This is a genomic window from Desulfatiferula olefinivorans (assembly GCF_054657895.1).
The window spans coordinates 17666-33812 of record NZ_BAAHXV010000003.1 but is presented as its reverse complement, the minus strand read 5'-3'; the positions used below and the strand labels follow the sequence as shown (position 1 = coordinate 33812).

Annotated in this window: 14 protein-coding genes; all 14 read right to left on the bottom strand. The window is 60.1% G+C overall.

The features are described 5' to 3' along the window. Positions 1 to 56: 56 nt before the first annotated feature. The 14 genes from ACYQ11_RS03320 to ACYQ11_RS03255 all read right to left on the bottom strand — a co-directional run bounded on the left by ACYQ11_RS03320 (position 57) and on the right by ACYQ11_RS03255 (position 15956). Positions 57 to 1745 (bottom strand): GspE/PulE family protein, encoded by a 1689-nt coding sequence (locus tag ACYQ11_RS03320; protein WP_459922321.1) that lies wholly within the window; start codon positions 1743 to 1745, stop codon positions 57 to 59. After that, positions 1742 to 3220 (bottom strand): secretin N-terminal domain-containing protein, encoded by a 1479-nt coding sequence (locus tag ACYQ11_RS03315; protein ID WP_459922320.1) that lies wholly within the window; start codon positions 3218 to 3220, stop codon positions 1742 to 1744. Before ACYQ11_RS03315 ends, ACYQ11_RS03320 begins: the two co-directional genes overlap by 4 nt. Further along, the gene (locus ACYQ11_RS03310) at positions 3221 to 3673 is read right to left on the bottom strand and encodes a type II secretion system protein N (RefSeq protein ID WP_459922319.1); all 453 of its coding nucleotides are present in this window, start codon (positions 3671 to 3673) and stop codon (positions 3221 to 3223) included. Next, a complete protein-coding gene (locus ACYQ11_RS03305; protein ID WP_459922318.1) occupies positions 3670 to 4224 on the bottom strand; it encodes a hypothetical protein in 555 nt (184 codons plus the stop codon). Before ACYQ11_RS03305 ends, ACYQ11_RS03310 begins: the two co-directional genes overlap by 4 nt. Beyond that, on the bottom strand, positions 4221 to 5927 hold the full coding sequence (locus ACYQ11_RS03300; protein WP_459922317.1) for a PilN domain-containing protein: 1707 nt from the start codon (positions 5925 to 5927) through the stop codon (positions 4221 to 4223). Before ACYQ11_RS03300 ends, ACYQ11_RS03305 begins: the two co-directional genes overlap by 4 nt. A gap of 101 nt (positions 5928 to 6028) precedes the next feature. Continuing rightward, positions 6029 to 7657, bottom strand: a complete 1629-nt coding sequence (locus tag ACYQ11_RS03295) for an AAA family ATPase (RefSeq protein WP_459922316.1) — start codon at positions 7655 to 7657, stop codon at positions 6029 to 6031. A gap of 333 nt (positions 7658 to 7990) precedes the next feature. Continuing rightward, a complete protein-coding gene (locus ACYQ11_RS03290) occupies positions 7991 to 8722 on the bottom strand; it encodes a tetratricopeptide repeat protein (protein ID WP_459922315.1) in 732 nt (243 codons plus the stop codon). 26 nt (positions 8723 to 8748) lie between these two features. Beyond that, a complete protein-coding gene (locus tag ACYQ11_RS03285) occupies positions 8749 to 10506 on the bottom strand; it encodes a BatD family protein (RefSeq protein ID WP_459922314.1) in 1758 nt (585 codons plus the stop codon). Positions 10507 to 10508: 2 nt separating this feature from the next. Next, positions 10509 to 11357 carry a tetratricopeptide repeat protein gene (locus ACYQ11_RS03280; protein WP_459922313.1) on the bottom strand — a complete coding sequence of 283 codons (849 nt, stop codon included), beginning with the start codon at positions 11355 to 11357 and terminating at the stop codon, positions 10509 to 10511. Next, the gene (locus ACYQ11_RS03275; protein WP_459922312.1) at positions 11354 to 12367 is read right to left on the bottom strand and encodes a VWA domain-containing protein; all 1014 of its coding nucleotides are present in this window, start codon (positions 12365 to 12367) and stop codon (positions 11354 to 11356) included. Before ACYQ11_RS03275 ends, ACYQ11_RS03280 begins: the two co-directional genes overlap by 4 nt. After that, positions 12364 to 13362, bottom strand: coding sequence for a VWA domain-containing protein (locus ACYQ11_RS03270; RefSeq protein WP_459922311.1), 999 nt, complete (start codon positions 13360 to 13362; stop codon positions 12364 to 12366). Before ACYQ11_RS03270 ends, ACYQ11_RS03275 begins: the two co-directional genes overlap by 4 nt. Before the next feature lie 8 nt (positions 13363 to 13370). After that, positions 13371 to 14042 (bottom strand): hypothetical protein, encoded by a 672-nt coding sequence (locus ACYQ11_RS03265; RefSeq protein WP_459922310.1) that lies wholly within the window; start codon positions 14040 to 14042, stop codon positions 13371 to 13373. Continuing rightward, the gene (locus ACYQ11_RS03260) at positions 14039 to 14920 is read right to left on the bottom strand and encodes a DUF58 domain-containing protein (RefSeq protein WP_459922309.1); all 882 of its coding nucleotides are present in this window, start codon (positions 14918 to 14920) and stop codon (positions 14039 to 14041) included. Before ACYQ11_RS03260 ends, ACYQ11_RS03265 begins: the two co-directional genes overlap by 4 nt. Before the next feature lie 61 nt (positions 14921 to 14981). Beyond that, complete coding sequence (locus ACYQ11_RS03255) at positions 14982 to 15956, bottom strand: AAA family ATPase (protein ID WP_459922308.1); 975 nt, start codon at positions 15954 to 15956, stop codon at positions 14982 to 14984. Between the last annotated feature and the right edge of the window lie 191 nt (positions 15957 to 16147).

Here is a 16147-nt window from a genome sequence, read left to right as displayed (position 1 = left end):
CGCCGCAGTGACAAGGGATGACGCGTAACGCAGATATCGGACGTTTTACGAAGCCGTCAGACCATGACGGCCGAAGCCGCTTCGTCAAAGGTCGTGAGTCCCTGTTTGATCTTATCGGCCGCCGCCTGCTTGAGCGTTAAGAAATTTCCCGTGGCGGCGGCGGCCCGGCCGATGTCCTGGGCCGTTTTCCGGGCCAGAATCATATCCTGAAGAGACTCGTCGATCACCAGCACCTCATAGAGCCCCACCCGCCCCGAATAACCGGTCTGCCGACAGCTGAAACAGCCCCGGGCCTGGACAAAACGCCCCGGGCCCTCGATGCCCCAGTGCCGGAGCACGGCATCAGACGGGGTGTACGGTTCACAGCACTGGGGGCAGACCTTTCGGATCAGGCGCTGGCCGATGGACACCAGCATCACCGAACTGACCAGAAAGGGCTCGATGTCCATGTCGATGAACCGGGTCACGGCCCCGGCCGCATCGTTGGTGTGGACGGTGGACAGCACACGGTGGCCGGTCATGGCGGCCTGAACGGCGATTTTCGCCGTTTCCGAATCCCTTATCTCCCCCACCATGATGGTGTCGGGGTCCTGGCGCAGAATGGCCCGAAGCCCCGTGGCAAAGGTCATGCCCGCCCGCCGGTTCAGCTGGACCTGGCGGACGCCGCCCATGCGGAATTCGACCGGGTCCTCCACGGTGATGATGTTCACGTCGGGCCGGTTCATCATCTTCAGAAGGGAATACAAGGTGGTGCTCTTGCCGCTGCCCGTGGGCCCGGAGCTTAGAATCATGCCGTAGGGCTTGGCGAGGGCCTCTTTGATTTTGTTCTGATCCGTCCCGCTCATGCCGAGCTGGTCCAGGCTGAACACCTCGGCGCTGGTATCGAGAAGACGCAGCACCATGTTCTCGCCGTAGATGGTGGGCATGGTCGATACGCGGACGTTGATCTCCCGGTTCTGGGCCCTTATGGTGAACCGTCCGTCCTGGGGAATCCGGGAAACGGAGATATCGAGCCCCGCCTGGATCTTGAGCCGTGAGACCATGGACAGAAACATGTTTTTCGGCGGCGACGGCACCTCCTGGAGCCTGCCGTCCACACGGAACCTCACCTGCACATGATTTTTTTCCGGACTCAGATGGATATCGCTGGCCCGGTCCTGAACCGCCTGGGCCAGAATGGAGTTGACCAGACGGATCACCGGCACTTCTTCGGCCATGTCCTTGAGGGAACTGATCTGAAATTCCGTGGCATCGGGCAGGTTGTCGTCCCGGGCGCCGATCTCGATGCCCATCTGGTCCATGACCTCGTCGATGTCCGAATGCTCGCTGTACAAAATGGCGATCAGGTGATCCAGTTCCTTTTCGGTGCAGATCACCGCCTCCGCTTCCAGGTTGGCATGGATCTCGATGGCGTCGATGGCCGAAATATCCATGGGGTCGTCCATGGCCAGGGTCAACAGGTTGCCCTTTTTCCGGATGGGTACGGCCCGGTATTTGCGGGCCAGATCCTGAGGAATCACCGCATTGAGGGACACGTCCAGGGGAAAGCTTGCGGGATCGTAGGCCCTGATCTTCAACTGGGTCGACACCAGCTCCACTATCTGGCGTTCGGTGACCAGCCCCTGGCGCACGAGGTACTGCCCCAGTTTGAGTCCGCTTTTACGCTGAAGGGGGAAGGCGGCTTCCAGGGCTTCCGGGGTGATGTACCCTTCGTCGATCAGCATTTCGCCGAGCTTCTTTTTCACGATTCCCCATCCTTTGACGTTTCGCTTTCCGGCGTTTCGGCCCCCCGGTCAAACTCGTCGACCAGCCGGTCGATGGGACGTTCCTTGAGAATTTTCGGGGTGATGAAAATCAACAGTTCCTCCAGCTCCTGATCGTCGCTGATCCATTTGAACAGATGGCCGACAAGGGGCAGGTCCATCAACCAGGGGATGCCTTTTTTGTTGTTTTCGGTCTTGTCCTTGTTGAGCCCGCCGATGACCGTGGTGGTTCCGTCGAACAGGACCACCTCGGTCTTGGCCTTCTTGGTGATGATGGCCGGGTTGCCGTTGACCACCACGCTGTTGTCGATCTCGTCCTTGCTGGTCGAGATCTCCAGCTTGACCATGTTTTCATCGATCACGTGGGGCGTGACTTCCAGAAGAATCACGGCTTTCTTGTACTCCACGCTGGTCTCCCCGTCCTCGACGGTCTGGTAGGGGATCTCCTTGCCGCTTTCGATCATGGCTTTTTTGTTGTCGATGGTGGTGATCGAGGGACTGGACAGAATTTTCAGGCGGCCTTCGGTCTGAAGGGCCGACAGCTGGACAGACAGGGTGAACTTGCCGTGGGTGTCGGCGTATCCGAGAAACCCGCCGCCGGTGACGGGCAGGCCCATACCCGCCGTGAAATCGCCCCGAGCGCCGTCCCACTGGGCGCCCAGTTCCCGGGCCGTGGACTGGTTGGTCTCAATGATGTTGGCCTGGATCAAAATCTGCCGGGTGGGACGATCCAGCTGTTCAATGACCGGCAGGATCTGGGCCATCTGGGTTTTCGTGGCCCGGATCACCAGGGCGTTGGTGTGCGGGTCCACGGTGATGCTGCCTGTTTCCAGGGAAAGGGCCTGCCCCCCCTCACCCGCGCCTTCGGGCATGGTCTGGTCAAGCAGAACCAGAAGGCTCTCTCTCAGATCCTTGGCATCGGCAAAGTCCACCGAAACGATACGGGTTTCCAGGGGTTCCAGGTTTTCAAGGGCCTGCCGGAGCTTCTGCCGGTTGAGTTCGGCCACCAGATCCTCATCGGTCATGACCCGGATGAGATTTTTCTCGCTGACATAGGACAATCCCTGGGTCTTGAGGATGTTGGTGAACACCTCACTCCAGGGCACCATGTCCACCGACACATTGACGGTGCCGGCGGCCTTTTCGCTGATCAGGATATTCACATCGGCCAACCGGGCCAGGGCCCGCAGCACCGACCCCACATCGGCGGCAGCCATGGTCAGGGACACCGGACGAACGGGAAGCCGAGCGCTTTGGTCGACCGCATACCGTTCGGGATCCCGCGTGAAGCGGTAGGCGTCCTTCCGTGACGACGGCGAAAACCCTTCGGACCTCTCGGCCTTGTCCTTCCATGATTCACCCTCTGCGGCAGGCGTCTTTTTTTCCGGCAGCGAGGCACAGGACAGCAGGGGCACAAGCACCATGATCAGTAAAAATCCCCGGATGACGGTCTTCATTTACAAATCTCCTTCACGGGCAAGCAGGCGGATGCGGCGGCCCTGTTCCAAAAGAATCACCCGGTCCGGGGCGATGGTTTCAACGGTGAGGTTTTGTCCTTCCACCGTGTCGCCCGGACGGTATTCCCGATTGTTGATCAACGCCACGATGCGTGAGCCCGACCGGACATAGCCCTGGTAGCGCAGGTCCTCCGAGGGATCAAACATCACCGGGGCTCCCCTGTAAAAGGGGTCCGGCCCCCAGGGCGGCCTGACCCGGGCCATGACGGCGGCATCGAGGCCCTGGGAGGGGTCCTTGTCGGCGGCGGCCCCCAGGGTGGCGATAAGGGCCGTGACATCCTCTTTCGGAGAGGCGTCGGCATCGTCTTTCGTCGACGGTTCCATCAGAAGGACCAGGCCGACGATCAGGGCCAGCACGCTGGCGGCCACCAGTATTTTCTCCCGTTTGCTCACGGCAGCGCCTCCCCGTCGCCCCGACGGGCGCTGCCCGCCTGTGTCAGGTTGAGCATGATATCGAGGCCGCCCCTCCCGGCCAGAACCTGGAGACGGGTCAGGCGGCCGAGATCGGGCCGGGCCGCCAGCGCCGGAAGAAAGGCGCAAAGCCCCTCATACCTGCCGCGAAGTGCCGCGGCGATGGATGCCCCGTCGTCGTCGATGGGCCTTACCCAGGAACAGGAAAGCCCGTGATTCTCCGAAAGGGCCCGGACGCGGTCCGGCCGGGACAGCATCTGTTCCCGTTGATCCGGAGCCGGAGCGACAGGCCCCAGAACGCGTTCAAGATCGGCCTCTTTTTGACGGAGGCCGGCGTAAAAGGTTTCCAGCACACGGGTCTGATCGATGTCGGCCAGGAGGTCACGCCGGGTGAGCTCCTCCCGTCCCATGGCCCGCCGGACGGAAAGGACGTCGAGCACGCAAAGCCCGACCAGAACCACCAGAATGACCAACAGCGCCCGGTTGAGGGGCGTCAGTCCGGTCAGAATCGTGCGGGGGGACAGGTCCGTCATTTCAGCTCCAGTGTCATTTCAAAATAGTGAACCGGTTGATCGTCGACCGCCTGGGCCTTGACATGAGCCAGGACGACGCTGTGGATCAGGGGGGAGTTTTCGAGCCGTTCGACCAGACGGTCCAGGGACGTCCTGTCCCCACCCGGGGCAAGGCCCTTGACCGAAAGCGCAGCCGGACCCCCGTCACGGAATTCCACTGCGGTCAGCCGGATATCACCGCTCAGAAGCCGGGTGAGTTCGGCCAGAATCGCCGGGGCACGATGCGCTTCGGCCTGCTTTCCCATGCGGGATTTGAGGGTGTCGATATGCCCGGACAAGTCCATGATCCGGGGTTTGCCGTACAAGGCCGATCGGGTTGCCGCCTGTCGGGACAGGGACTCGGTTTCATTCTTCATGGCCGAAAGCCGGGTGCTCATCCCCCAATGAAGAATGAGCCCGCCCGCCGCCGCCAGGGCCAGGGCCAGTCCCAGGCCCCGGGAAAGACGCCGGTTTTGCCTGCGTTTGACCTTATCGGTGTACGTGAAATTAAAATTCAGCGTATGGTCCGTACCCGACAGGGCCAGCCCGGTGGCCGGAACGAATTCATCGTCATCGATAATCCGTGCGTTATCCCGCGGTTTTTGTTCGTCTTCCGGCCTGAAGGGACTGATGGTGGAGACGGGAATGTTCAGCTGTTTTTGCGTATAGGCCAGAAGCGGACCAAAGGCGCACAGGGGACCGGTGAAATAAAGCCGCTCGACCCGTTTGCCCGAGGCGGTCATGGAAAAATGCTCGAAGGTCCGTTCAATCTGGCGGATCAGACGATCCACCACCGGCCGGACCAGATCAAAGGCCTGATCGAGACGGTCCTGATCCCCGTCCTGGATCAGGCCGAAAAAATCCGTGGCATGAACCGGCAGGTCCGGAGGCGGCTCGACCGCGCCGACGTTCTGATCCTCCTCGGCCGTCAGATAGGCGTCGATGGAAATGTCGGCTCTCCGGGCACTAAGGTTTTGTTCGTCGATGACCTCGGTCATGCTTCGGGTTCCGGTTTTGATGTCCCGGGAAAGAACCAGGTTGCCCCGGTCGAAAATATCGATGCGGGACCAGTCGGTGCCGATGAACAGGGTGCCGATGACATCGCTGCCCCGCCCCGCGAAGCCCGTGCGGAAAAGATTCTGGAAGGCAAACGAGGTGACGGTGATGCCCCGGAGCGGGTAGCCGACGGTTTTGAACAGGGCCTTCAGTTCCTGAAGGTCCTTGACCGGGGCCGAACAGGCCATGATCTCCAGTTCTTTTTTCCCCTGGGTCTCCCGGGCGCCGGTCACGTCGAAGTCAAAAACGATGTCCTCCCCGTTGAGGGTTACCTCTTTTTTGAAGGTCCAGAACGCGGCCGCCGGAAGATGGCGGGGCGGCACGTCCGGCAGCACCAGAAACCGTGTTTCCACGCCTTTGGACTGGATCATGCACCAGATGTGCGCCGACGGATAAGGGGCCAGATGACGATCGAGAACGGCCTTGAGAACCGCCGGAAACCCCGGACTGCTGCGGGTGATCTCCGAACCGTAGGTTTCCCTGGCCCAGGCGAGAATCTGATGCCGGCCGCCCGGAACGGCGCGGGCCACCACCAGAGTAAGACCGGTATACCCGATCACCAGGCCGGCATTGACGCCGCCGGATCGGGAAAGGGATTTGCCGACATGGGGGAACAGCGGTTTTTTCATATCACCTTTTCGGGCAGTTTCCGTCCTGCGGCGCGTATTGTCATTCTGAAACAGGACACGTATACCGGTAAATCAAGCACAACGTCCACCATAAAATCCTATCACTGAAAAAAAGGGTCGGAAAAAAACCGCGAATCCTTCAATGAAAACTGCATGACCTGCGGATCCCCCCCCCCTTGGCCGGCAAGCGCCTCACGGGCGGTTTCCGCCGCGGTCCGGTCTGTGAAAACCCGTTTGAGAACCACCGGGACCTCAAACCCCGTATCCTCCCGAAACATGGGAATCATTTTGACGGCGGCCGCGCCGTCGGGGCGGCTCCGAACAAACTCATAGGCCTCGGCCAGGGTTGAAAACGAGGCGACCCGAACCCAGAAACAGTCGTGGCCCGGCGGATCGATGGGAATGGGGATGATCGGAAAAACAATGGAATCCCCGATGCGAAGACTGTGAATATCGGGCAGATGGCCGTTGGCCGAAACCGCCGCTTCGCCGTAGAAGGACCGGGAATGGCCGTAAACGATTTCAAGCATCTCAAGCAGCGTGTCGCCGCGCCGGACACGGATCTCGCCCAGGGTGTCGGCCATAGTGCGGACCGTCGAAGGCGGTGCCGTATCAACCACCGGTTCCAAAGCGGGCGACGGGGCCGTGGTGACCGGCGAAGCAACCACGGGTTCCGGTTCGGGCAACCCCGCATCGGCGGCGGCCTGGGGCTCCGTTTCGATGGGTATCGGGGGCGCAACCGGAACCGGCGTCTCCACGGCCGCAGCGGTGGGGCCCGCATCCCGCGCAACCCGGGTAACGGACATCTCCCCAAAGGAATTCAGGATGATGAACACGACAAAGATCACCGCGGCAAACACCGACAGCGTCACGATCAGGTCCGGAAACATGCTGCCTTTGGACAACACCCGACGGGCGCAGAACCGAACATGAAACCACCCGGCCTTCATGGATTTCCGCAGGCTCATCGACAGCACCAGCCGATGACAGAGTTTGACGATTTTCTTCGGGTAGCCCCCGGTGGCCAGATAAATCGCCACCAGCGCCGGATAGGTGAACAGGTGGAACTGCCGGATGGTGTTGCCGGCTATCTTGAGCCGATGGCTGATCATGTGGCGTGTATCGGCAAAGCTTAAGGGGCCGAGGACGTTGTACTGACTGATTTTCGCCTGGAAGTCCGGATACCGGCCGATGGTGTCCATCAGGCTGCGGTTGGCGAAAATCACGATCTGAACACGCTTTTCTCCGTTTCGCTCGAGATCGGCCAGACGGTTCAGCACATGAAGGCCCTCGGCGCTGATCAGGTGGCCGTCGTCAATAAGGATCACCACCTTTTTGTCCTGCTTTTCGATGGTTTCGATCAGGCGGTCAAAACGCATGTCCGGATGGAGGGTTCGTACAAAAGGGTCGGTATCGAAACGCCCGAACACCTCCAGAATCTGCTGCTCGAACTCCTTGGATTGCTCACAGGGCCTGGCGCTGAGCAGATGGGCATCCATGTTTTTTTCCTGGATGATTTTCCTGTACAGATGGCGCAGGAGCGTGGTTTTGCCCGTTCCGGGCGCCCCGGTGATCAGATGGATGCCCGCAAGGCTCCGAATGGAATTTTCAAGCTGCTGAAGGGTGCCGAAATGCTGGCGTGACTGATAGAAAAAATCCGGGTCAGGTGCGCTGGAGAAAGGTTCCCGCGACAGATTGTACATCCTGAAATAGTCGACTTCCATAGACATGGGCGGTTTTTTATCCGATACCTGCGATAATCCGCCGAAGACCGAGAGCCCTGCAACAAACGGTCACACAAAGGGCATCAGGCCGGTTTCAACGGATCATCAGATCAGAACAATGTGCCAAGGTAAGAAGCGACAGGATCTGCCGCCGTATATAAATCCCCCGAATATCAAAACAAACAATGACCTCATCATACACACTCGGAAAAAGCGTGTCAATCGGCAAACCCGGGGATTATCAAAAAAACAATAATTGATACGGGTATTTACAGATGGTCAGATCCCGAAGACCCCCATGGGCGGGCAGCATCAAAAAACAGAAGAAATATCAATATATTAAATAATTTCAATGAATTCTTTTTTCACCCAACCGATTTTATCGGCAGAAAATCGTATTTTCACGTATCCTCTGCGCTCATCATCCACCTCCACACGGGTTCCCGAATGAAGGACGAACAGTTCGGTTGAATCGTCACTGAGCCCGGACCTGACGGACACGGTATCGGCCAGCACCGTGCCCCGGGGGTGGAACCGTGCCCGGTAGTAATCGGCGGACGCGGTCAGGATAAAGACCAGGGCCAATCCCAGCACGACCCATTGAACGCCCCTCACGCTGCGGCCCGACCTCAGCATGTCGACCACCCGCAGCACCCAGAAGGCGGCGAACAAAACAAGGGCAAGGATCCGGATGATTCGGGCGCCCAGCAGGTCCTTCCAGAAAAACAGAACCGTGACGATGGGCGACGGCCGGTCGTCGATTTTGTCCCGGAGCAGGCCGGATACATAGGCATGGTTGTAGATCAGATCCGGGTCATGGGGCATCCGGACGAGGGCCCGTTCGTACCAGAGCATGGCCCGGCCGATATCCCCGGCCTTGAACCAGGCATTGCCCGCATTGTAGTAAAGCGCCCCGTTGACCACGCCCTTATCGGCCACGGATTCGAAAAGACGGGCGGCGTCCTCAAACCGACCCTCGTTGTAACGCTTGACCCCGTCCAGAAAATCCGCCGCCGGTTCAGCGGCGGCGACGGGGCCGCACAGGGCCGACATCAGCACAACGGCCAGCACACATGTCCTCCACCGGTACAAACACCTCATCGTCTGATCCTCCGAAGGGTTTCACGGGTTTTGTCAAGAAGTTCACGCCGGAGATCGGGCCGGACGGCCTCGCCCCCGTAGCGAAGCGATTCCAGACGGCCGAGCAGGGCCTCGGCCTCGTCGATCAGCGGGTCTGCCACACCGGCTGCGGAAAGAATCCGTCTGATTTCCCCCGCGGCCAGGGACTCCCCGCCCGTTTCCGTCCGTGAAAACACCGTGCTGACCAGGGCCCGGTACAGGGCGGCCAGAAACGCCTCGTCGGAAAGATCGTTCCTGCAGGCGCTCTTGACGGCCGAATCGGCCCGGGCGATCATCCGTGCCTCACGGCTTTTCCCCCGTCCGGAATAGAGCAGCCCGAGCCTGACCAGCAGGGCAAAGGCAACCGGAAGGACAAGAAGCAGGGCAAACAGCTGTGCGGACAGACCGGGTCGGTGCCGGGCTCCGTCGATGGATTCCTTGATCGGCAGGATATCCCGGCCCGTGTACTCGACCTTTTTCCTGATTCGGAGGGGGCGGTCCTCCTCCGCCTGTTGTTCCAACGCCGCCGCCCCCGCGCCGACGGATTCACCGCCGCCCGCAGCCGGAGCGACGGTAAGGGTAAGGGGCGTTGCAGACAGAATTTCGTAGGCGCCTTTTTCCACATCGAACACGTTGAGACGAATCGCGGGCAGTGTCACGGCCCCGGGTTCCAGCGCCACCAGGGCCAGTTTGAAGATTTTCCGGCCCGAGTATCCCTGGGGACCCAGACGGATGTCTTCCTCGGGCGTGTCTTCATAGATCTTGAATCCGGGAGGGGGCACAACCTTCGGGGCCTCGGCGTCCATCAGGTTGCCGGTGCCCGAGACGGTCAGGGAAAGGGTCGCCGAATCGCCCACCTGGAGAGAGGAATTGTCTATGCCGGCGGCCAGCGTCATCCGGCCCACCAGTCCGGAAAAGGGTATATCATGGGGATTGGGCGGCAAAGGCGTCACCGAAACGGTCAACGGATCGGTTCGGAGCACCTTACGGCTGAGGGTCGATCGCCCGAAAAACGGATCACTGAAAAACGAATCGAAGGGATCCCGACTGCGGGGGGCACTTTTGACCACCTGATCACAGGTGAGCACCGAGGGAGGGATCTCGAAGGTGCCGGGTTTCAGGGGAATCAGCACGATCCGTCGCTCGATCGTGTTGTATTCCCTGCCGTTGATCAGGGCCGTGGACTGGCTGTCCTTGTCCGTTTCCTTGACCATGAAGTCCGTAAAATCGGGAATCGAAAGGGACGGATTGGTGATCTTGACCCCATAGTACAGGGTGAACACATAGATGATCTGCTGACCCACGTAGGGCAGGCCGTCGTTCACATGGGCCTTGACGAAAATATCCCGGCTGTCCGCCCCGTCCGCCGCCGGGTCCTCGACCAGAATCACGATGGGATCGGTCTTCAAGGTCCGGCCCTTGTGGGACAGGGTCAGGGCGGGAATGGTGAGCCGCCCCTTCCGGAGCGGCGACAGGGTGTAGGAGTGAATGATCTCCCGGGAGCTCTTACCGTTGATCCACTGAAAGCTCGATCCGGAGCTGTGGGCCAGAATCCTGAAATCCGTGATCGGCGAGGTGTCCACCTCGCCGTCCGCGTCGGCCACGGACACCTTAAGGGTCAGGATATCCTCGTCGGTCATCCGCGTCTTGTCCACCGTCGCCGTGACGGACGCCGCGGCGGCCAGGGCCGGAATCAGCAGGCTTGACAGTATGATGAGCATCATTGTTCTGAGCATGGTTACCAGTCCTTGTCCACCCGTCGGGGTTCGTAGGAAGGCATCAGGGCCTTTCCCGGATTGTCCTTCAGCCGGTTGAGCATCGCTTCGGCCTGTTTCACGGCCTGGTCATCGGGGCGGTCTTCGCCTGCCCGGCCGGCCTGATCGGGCCCGGGAGCCTCGCCGGGGGGCGATGCAGACGGGTCATCGGCACCTGTCCTTTCACGGTCATCCCCGTCCCCGTTGTCCTTGGCCTCCGGGGTGTCATCGCCCGCGTCAGGCTGATCCTGATCGCCGGCGCCGCCGGGCGGTTCCGATTCTGATTCGCTCCCATCCGACGTGTTTTTCTGATCACCCGTGTTCCGGTCATCCTGATTCTGCCGATCATTGGGATCCCCATCCGTCCGGTTCGAATCGTCCTGTTCCTGTTTTTTTTGTTCTTCCAGAACCTTTTTGGCAAAATCCAGATTTTTACGGGCATCCCCGTCATCCGGATCAATCGCCAGGGCCTTTTCGTATTCGCCCACGGCCTTTTCGAGATCGTTCTTGCGGAAATAGGCGTTGCCCAGGTTGTAATGGGTCCGCTCTTTCAAGCGTGGGTCCGTCGTTTCCAGGGCTTTTTTATACTGGTCGACCGCACCGTCGAAATCCCCGGTTTTGTACTGGGCGTTTCCCAGGTTGTAAAACACCTCGGGCTTGTCCGGGGCCTCGAGCTGGGCCTTGATGTAATAATCCAGGGCCGTCTCGTAGTCGCCCGCGTCATAGGCCTCACGCCCTTTTTTCCCGGCGGAATACAGACTTTCGGCCCCGGCCGGGGCCGCAAGAATCAGAAAAACAAACACTCCGACAAACATGTTCAGACCGTGCTTCATGAGGGCATCTTCTCCTTTGCCGGGAAAATGGCGGGCGAAATCCCCAAAGACAGCATCAGACAGACCACGGCGGGCAGCAGGAACCAGGCGTAGCGTTCTTCCATCACCTTCCTCTTTCCGCTTTTCAGTGTCTTCTGTTCCATGGTGCCCCGGATGTGCCGGGTGTAGATGATGTCGAGGTCCATGTCCCCGGCCACGGACCTTACCGAGGCCCCGCCGGTCAGTTCCGCGATATCCCGGAGGGTGGTTTCATCGATGCGGGTCAGAACAATCTTCCCCCGGGCGTCTTTCTTGAACCCGCCGTCGGTGTCGGGCACCGGAATGCCGTCCTCGCCGCCCACCCCGATACAGAAAATTTTGATCCCTTTGTCCCGGGCCTTTTTCGCCGCCGTGCGCGGATCGTCACCGGTACTTTCCCCGTCGGTGATCAGAATCAGAGCTTTTTCCGTGTTGTCGGTTTCGGAAAACCCGGAAAGGGCCGTTTCGATGGCCTGGGCGATGTCGGTGCCTCCCAGGGGCAGGTCATCGGGCCCCAGCTCCTTCATGAACAGGTCGAAGGCCTGATAATCCAGGGTCAGGGGGCACTGGACAAAGGCCGTGCCGGCAAAGGCCACCAGCCCCACCCGGTCGCCCTCGAGCATGGACAGAAGGTCGAAGATCTCCCGTTTGGCCCGTTCCAGACGGTTGGGCTTGATGTCTTCGGCCAGCATGCTTTTCGAACAGTCAATAGCCACGAACAGGTCGACGCCCTTGCGTTCGACCTCCTGCCAGTTGAACCCGTACTGGGGACCGGAAAGGGCCAGGATCAGAAACAGGAGAGCGGCCAGAAACAATCCCTGCTTGAGCCGCCGCCTTCCCGCGGACACGGCCGGGCACAAAGAGGCGAGATCACCGGGCCGACAGAATGCGCCGAGGATCTTCCGCCTGCTCCTGAAACCCCAGGCGTTGACGGCCAGGGCAAGGGGCAGGAGCCACAGAAGGGTCAGCATATGAAGGTGTGCAAAGGTCATGGAATCCTCAGGTATCGGGTGTTTTCAAGAACCAGCGCCGACAAGAGAAGCACAAGGGACGGCAGCAGCAGATGAAGGTAGTATTCCCGGTATTCGGTATAGTCGTTGACCTCCACCCGGGTTTTTTCCAGCCGGTCGATGGTGGCGTAAATCTCACCGAGGCCCTCCATATCCTCGGCCCGGAAATACTGCCCGCCCGTGGCATCGGCGATGCGCCTCAGGGCGGCCTCGTCCATGGACACCCTCTGATACACCAGACGCTCGCCGAAAATCGGATCACGGACCTTGAACGGCGCCTTGCCCCGGGTCCCCACGCCGATGGTGTAAATCTTCACCTTCTTTTCCGCGGCGACGGCGGCGGCGATGTCCGGACTCAGCTCCCCGGCGTTGCTCTCCCCGTCGGTCAGAAGGATAATCACGTTGGACGTGCTGGGAATATCTTCGAGGCGCTTGAGGGAAATCCCGACGGCGTCACCGATGGCCGTGCTTTCCCCGGCCGAGCCGATGGTCAGCCTGTCAAGCACGAAGGAAATGGTGTCGTAATCCCGGGTCAGGGGCAACTGGGTGAAGGCGTAGGTGCCGAACACCACCAGACCGATGCGGTCGCCCTGCCGCTTTGAAATAAACTCCCGGACCACCCCCTTGACCGCCTCCAGACGGTCGATCAGCCTGCCGTCCTTCTTGAAATCCAGGGCGGCCATGGACCCGGACAGGTCCATGGCAAGAATCAGGTTGACCCCTTCGGTCATCACGCTGCTGTGCCGGGTGCCCCACTGGGGCCGGGCCAGGGCCGCGATCATCAGGACAAGGGCCAGATATTTCAAAGCCGGAACCAGATGCCGGGTGACCACGACAACGGACGGCGGCATACCGGCCAGGGCGCCCAGGCCTGACAGATTCAGCCCGGGCCGACCGTCCCACCGTCTCCGGATCAGGACAAGGCCCGGAATCAGAAGCAGAAGAACAAAAAAAAGAGGTGAAGCGAATCGAAACATGGCGGCCCTTATCCGTTATCCGGCTGATCCATGTCATGATCGGTCGGAGGGGTTTGTTGAACGAAACGGCGAACCAGCGACACATCCGCCTGCAGGGCCTCGGTGCCTTCAACCAAACCGGCGAATTTTACCGGCTCACTGCGCCGGATCAGCTCCCTCAGCCCAGTGGAGAGTTCCCGGTCAACGGGCAGAAGGCCCAGTTGGGGCAACAGCTCTTCGCTGGTCATTTCCGGCGCATCGATACCGAAACGTCCGTCCAGATAGGTTTTCACGATGGCCGTCAGGCGGAAGTAACATTCCCGGGCATCGTCAAGGCCGTCTTTTTCCAGCGCATCCAAAAGGGAAAGGGCCAGGACGTCCGGAGGAGCCGGGGCCTCGCCGGCCGCCTCTTTTTTCCTGCGGTTTTTGAGATACCGGTCGATCAGCCAAAACAAAAGCGCCAGGATCAGAAAGAGACCGACAATCCCAAGGGCGATGACCAGGGGCATGCGGTTGAAGCCGAGGTCTTCCGGGGGCTTGATGTCCAAAATATCGGTCATGGCCTCAGGGCCGGGGGCATCGGGCCCGGAAGCGGAGACGCCGGGTGAAGGCGACGCGGTGGCCGCCGGAGCCGGTTCCGACGCATGGAGACCGGCATGCATAAAGAGCAGAAACAGCACCAGGAGGATCGACGCTCTCATGACCGGGCCTGCCTTTCCCGATACCTGAAATAACGGATCAGCACATCGGCCGACTCGGCCCGGCTGTCCAGCTCGATGCAGTCGACCCCGATCTTTTTGAGGGATTCGAGGGTTTCGGCGTACTCTTTTTCCTTGCGCAGACGGAACTGCTCACGGGTCCGACGATCTGCGGCGTCGAGGTACATCCGGCGGCCGGTTTCGAAGTCCCGCACCGTCACCAGTCCCTTCCGGGGCAGTTCAGCGTCACGGGCATCCGAAAGAAGCACGGCGATCAGCTCGTGGCGTTTGGATGCGACGTTCATTTTTTTCACATACCCCCGATCGAGAAAATCGGAAATCAGAAAGGACACGGTTTTCTTGCGGCTGACCTGTCCGAGGAACCGAACGGCCCCCTCGATGTCCGTCCCGGCATGCTCGGGACTGAAGGTATAGATTTCCCTGATCACCCGCCAGATATGGGCCGCTCCCTTTTTCGGGGGGATGTATTTCTCCACCCGGTCCGTAAACAGGATCACCCCCACCTTGTCGTTGTTGCGGATGGCGTTGAAGGCCAGAATGGCCGCGAGCTCGGCGGCGGTTTCCCGCTTTGTCCGACCGGCGGTGCCGAATTTACCCGACGCGCTCATATCCACCAGCAGCATGACGACGACCTCGCGCTCCTCCTTGAACAGCTTGACGTAAGGCCGACCCATCCGGGCCGACACCTTCCAGTCGATGTTCTTGACTTCGTCCCCCGGCGTGTATTCCCGGACTTCCTCGAATTCCATGCCGGTGCCGCGAAATACGGACTTGTACTGCCCGGCCATCATCGTATCGACCTGACGACGGCTCTTTATGTGCATTTTCTTGATTTTCGCGATAATCTCAGGTGAAAGCATGGTCGTACACCGCTTTGTTACCGATGGGGACCCGGCGATGCACCCCGGACCCCGGTTCACGTCAGGGGACTTCGACCGATTCGAAAATCCGGGCGATGATCTGGTCGGTGGTGATGTCTTCGGCTTCGGCCTCGTAGGTCAGGATAATGCGATGACGGAGCACGTCGGGGGCCACGGTCTTGATATCCTGGGGCGTCACGTAGGCGCGTCCGTTCAAAAAGGCCCGGACCCGGGAGGCCAGACTCAGGAAAATCGTGGCCCGGGGTGAGCCGCCGAACTGGATGTACTGGGCGATATCGATGCCGTAGTCGGACGGATACCGGGTGGCGAACACCAGATCCACCATGTAGTCCTTGAGTTTGTCGTCCACATAGACGGCCCGGATCAGATTTTCGATTTCCGCAAGATCCGCAGGCCGGATCAGGGGTTTCACCTCGATTTTCTCTTCGAAGCCCACCCGCTTGAGGATCTCCTTTTCCTCGGCCTTGTCCGGGTATCCCACGTTGAGCTTGAGCATGAAACGGTCCACCTGAGCCTCGGGCAGCGGATAGGTGCCTTCCTGTTCGATGGGGTTCTGGGTGGCCAGGACCAGAAAGGGGTCGGGCAACACAAAGGTGCTGTCGCCGATGGTCACCTGCCCTTCCTGCATGGCTTCGAGCAGGGCGGACTGCACCTTGGACGGAGCCCGGTTGATCTCGTCGGCCAGGATGATGTTGTGGAAAACCGGGCCTTTCTTCATCACGAAGTCCCCGGTTTTCGGCCGGTACACCTCGGTGCCGATCAGGTCGGCGGGCAAAAGGTCCGGCGTGAACTGGATCCGTTTGAAATCCGCGTCGATGGTTTGGGCCAGGGCTTTGACGGCGCTGGTTTTGGCAAGCCCTGGGACCCCTTCGATCAGGATATGGCCCCGGGTGAACAGACCCATCAACAGGCCGTCGACCAGGTCCCTCTGCCCGACCAGAACCCTGCCCACCTCGTTTCGGATGCTGGTGACCAGAAGATGTTTTTCCTCAACCCGACGTTTCAATTCCTCCATGACGTATGGCCCTCTCGTTTGCTGTGTGTGCGTGAACGGGATACAACCCGGACTCGGGTGTTGAATGGACGTTCAAATGAAAAGAAAATTAATCAACCCATGCCGGGATGTCAATAGCCGTCCGAATTTGATTCAGGCCAAACGCATGTCTGCCTTGGGATGTATTTTTTTCATGCGAATCCGTACCGTCA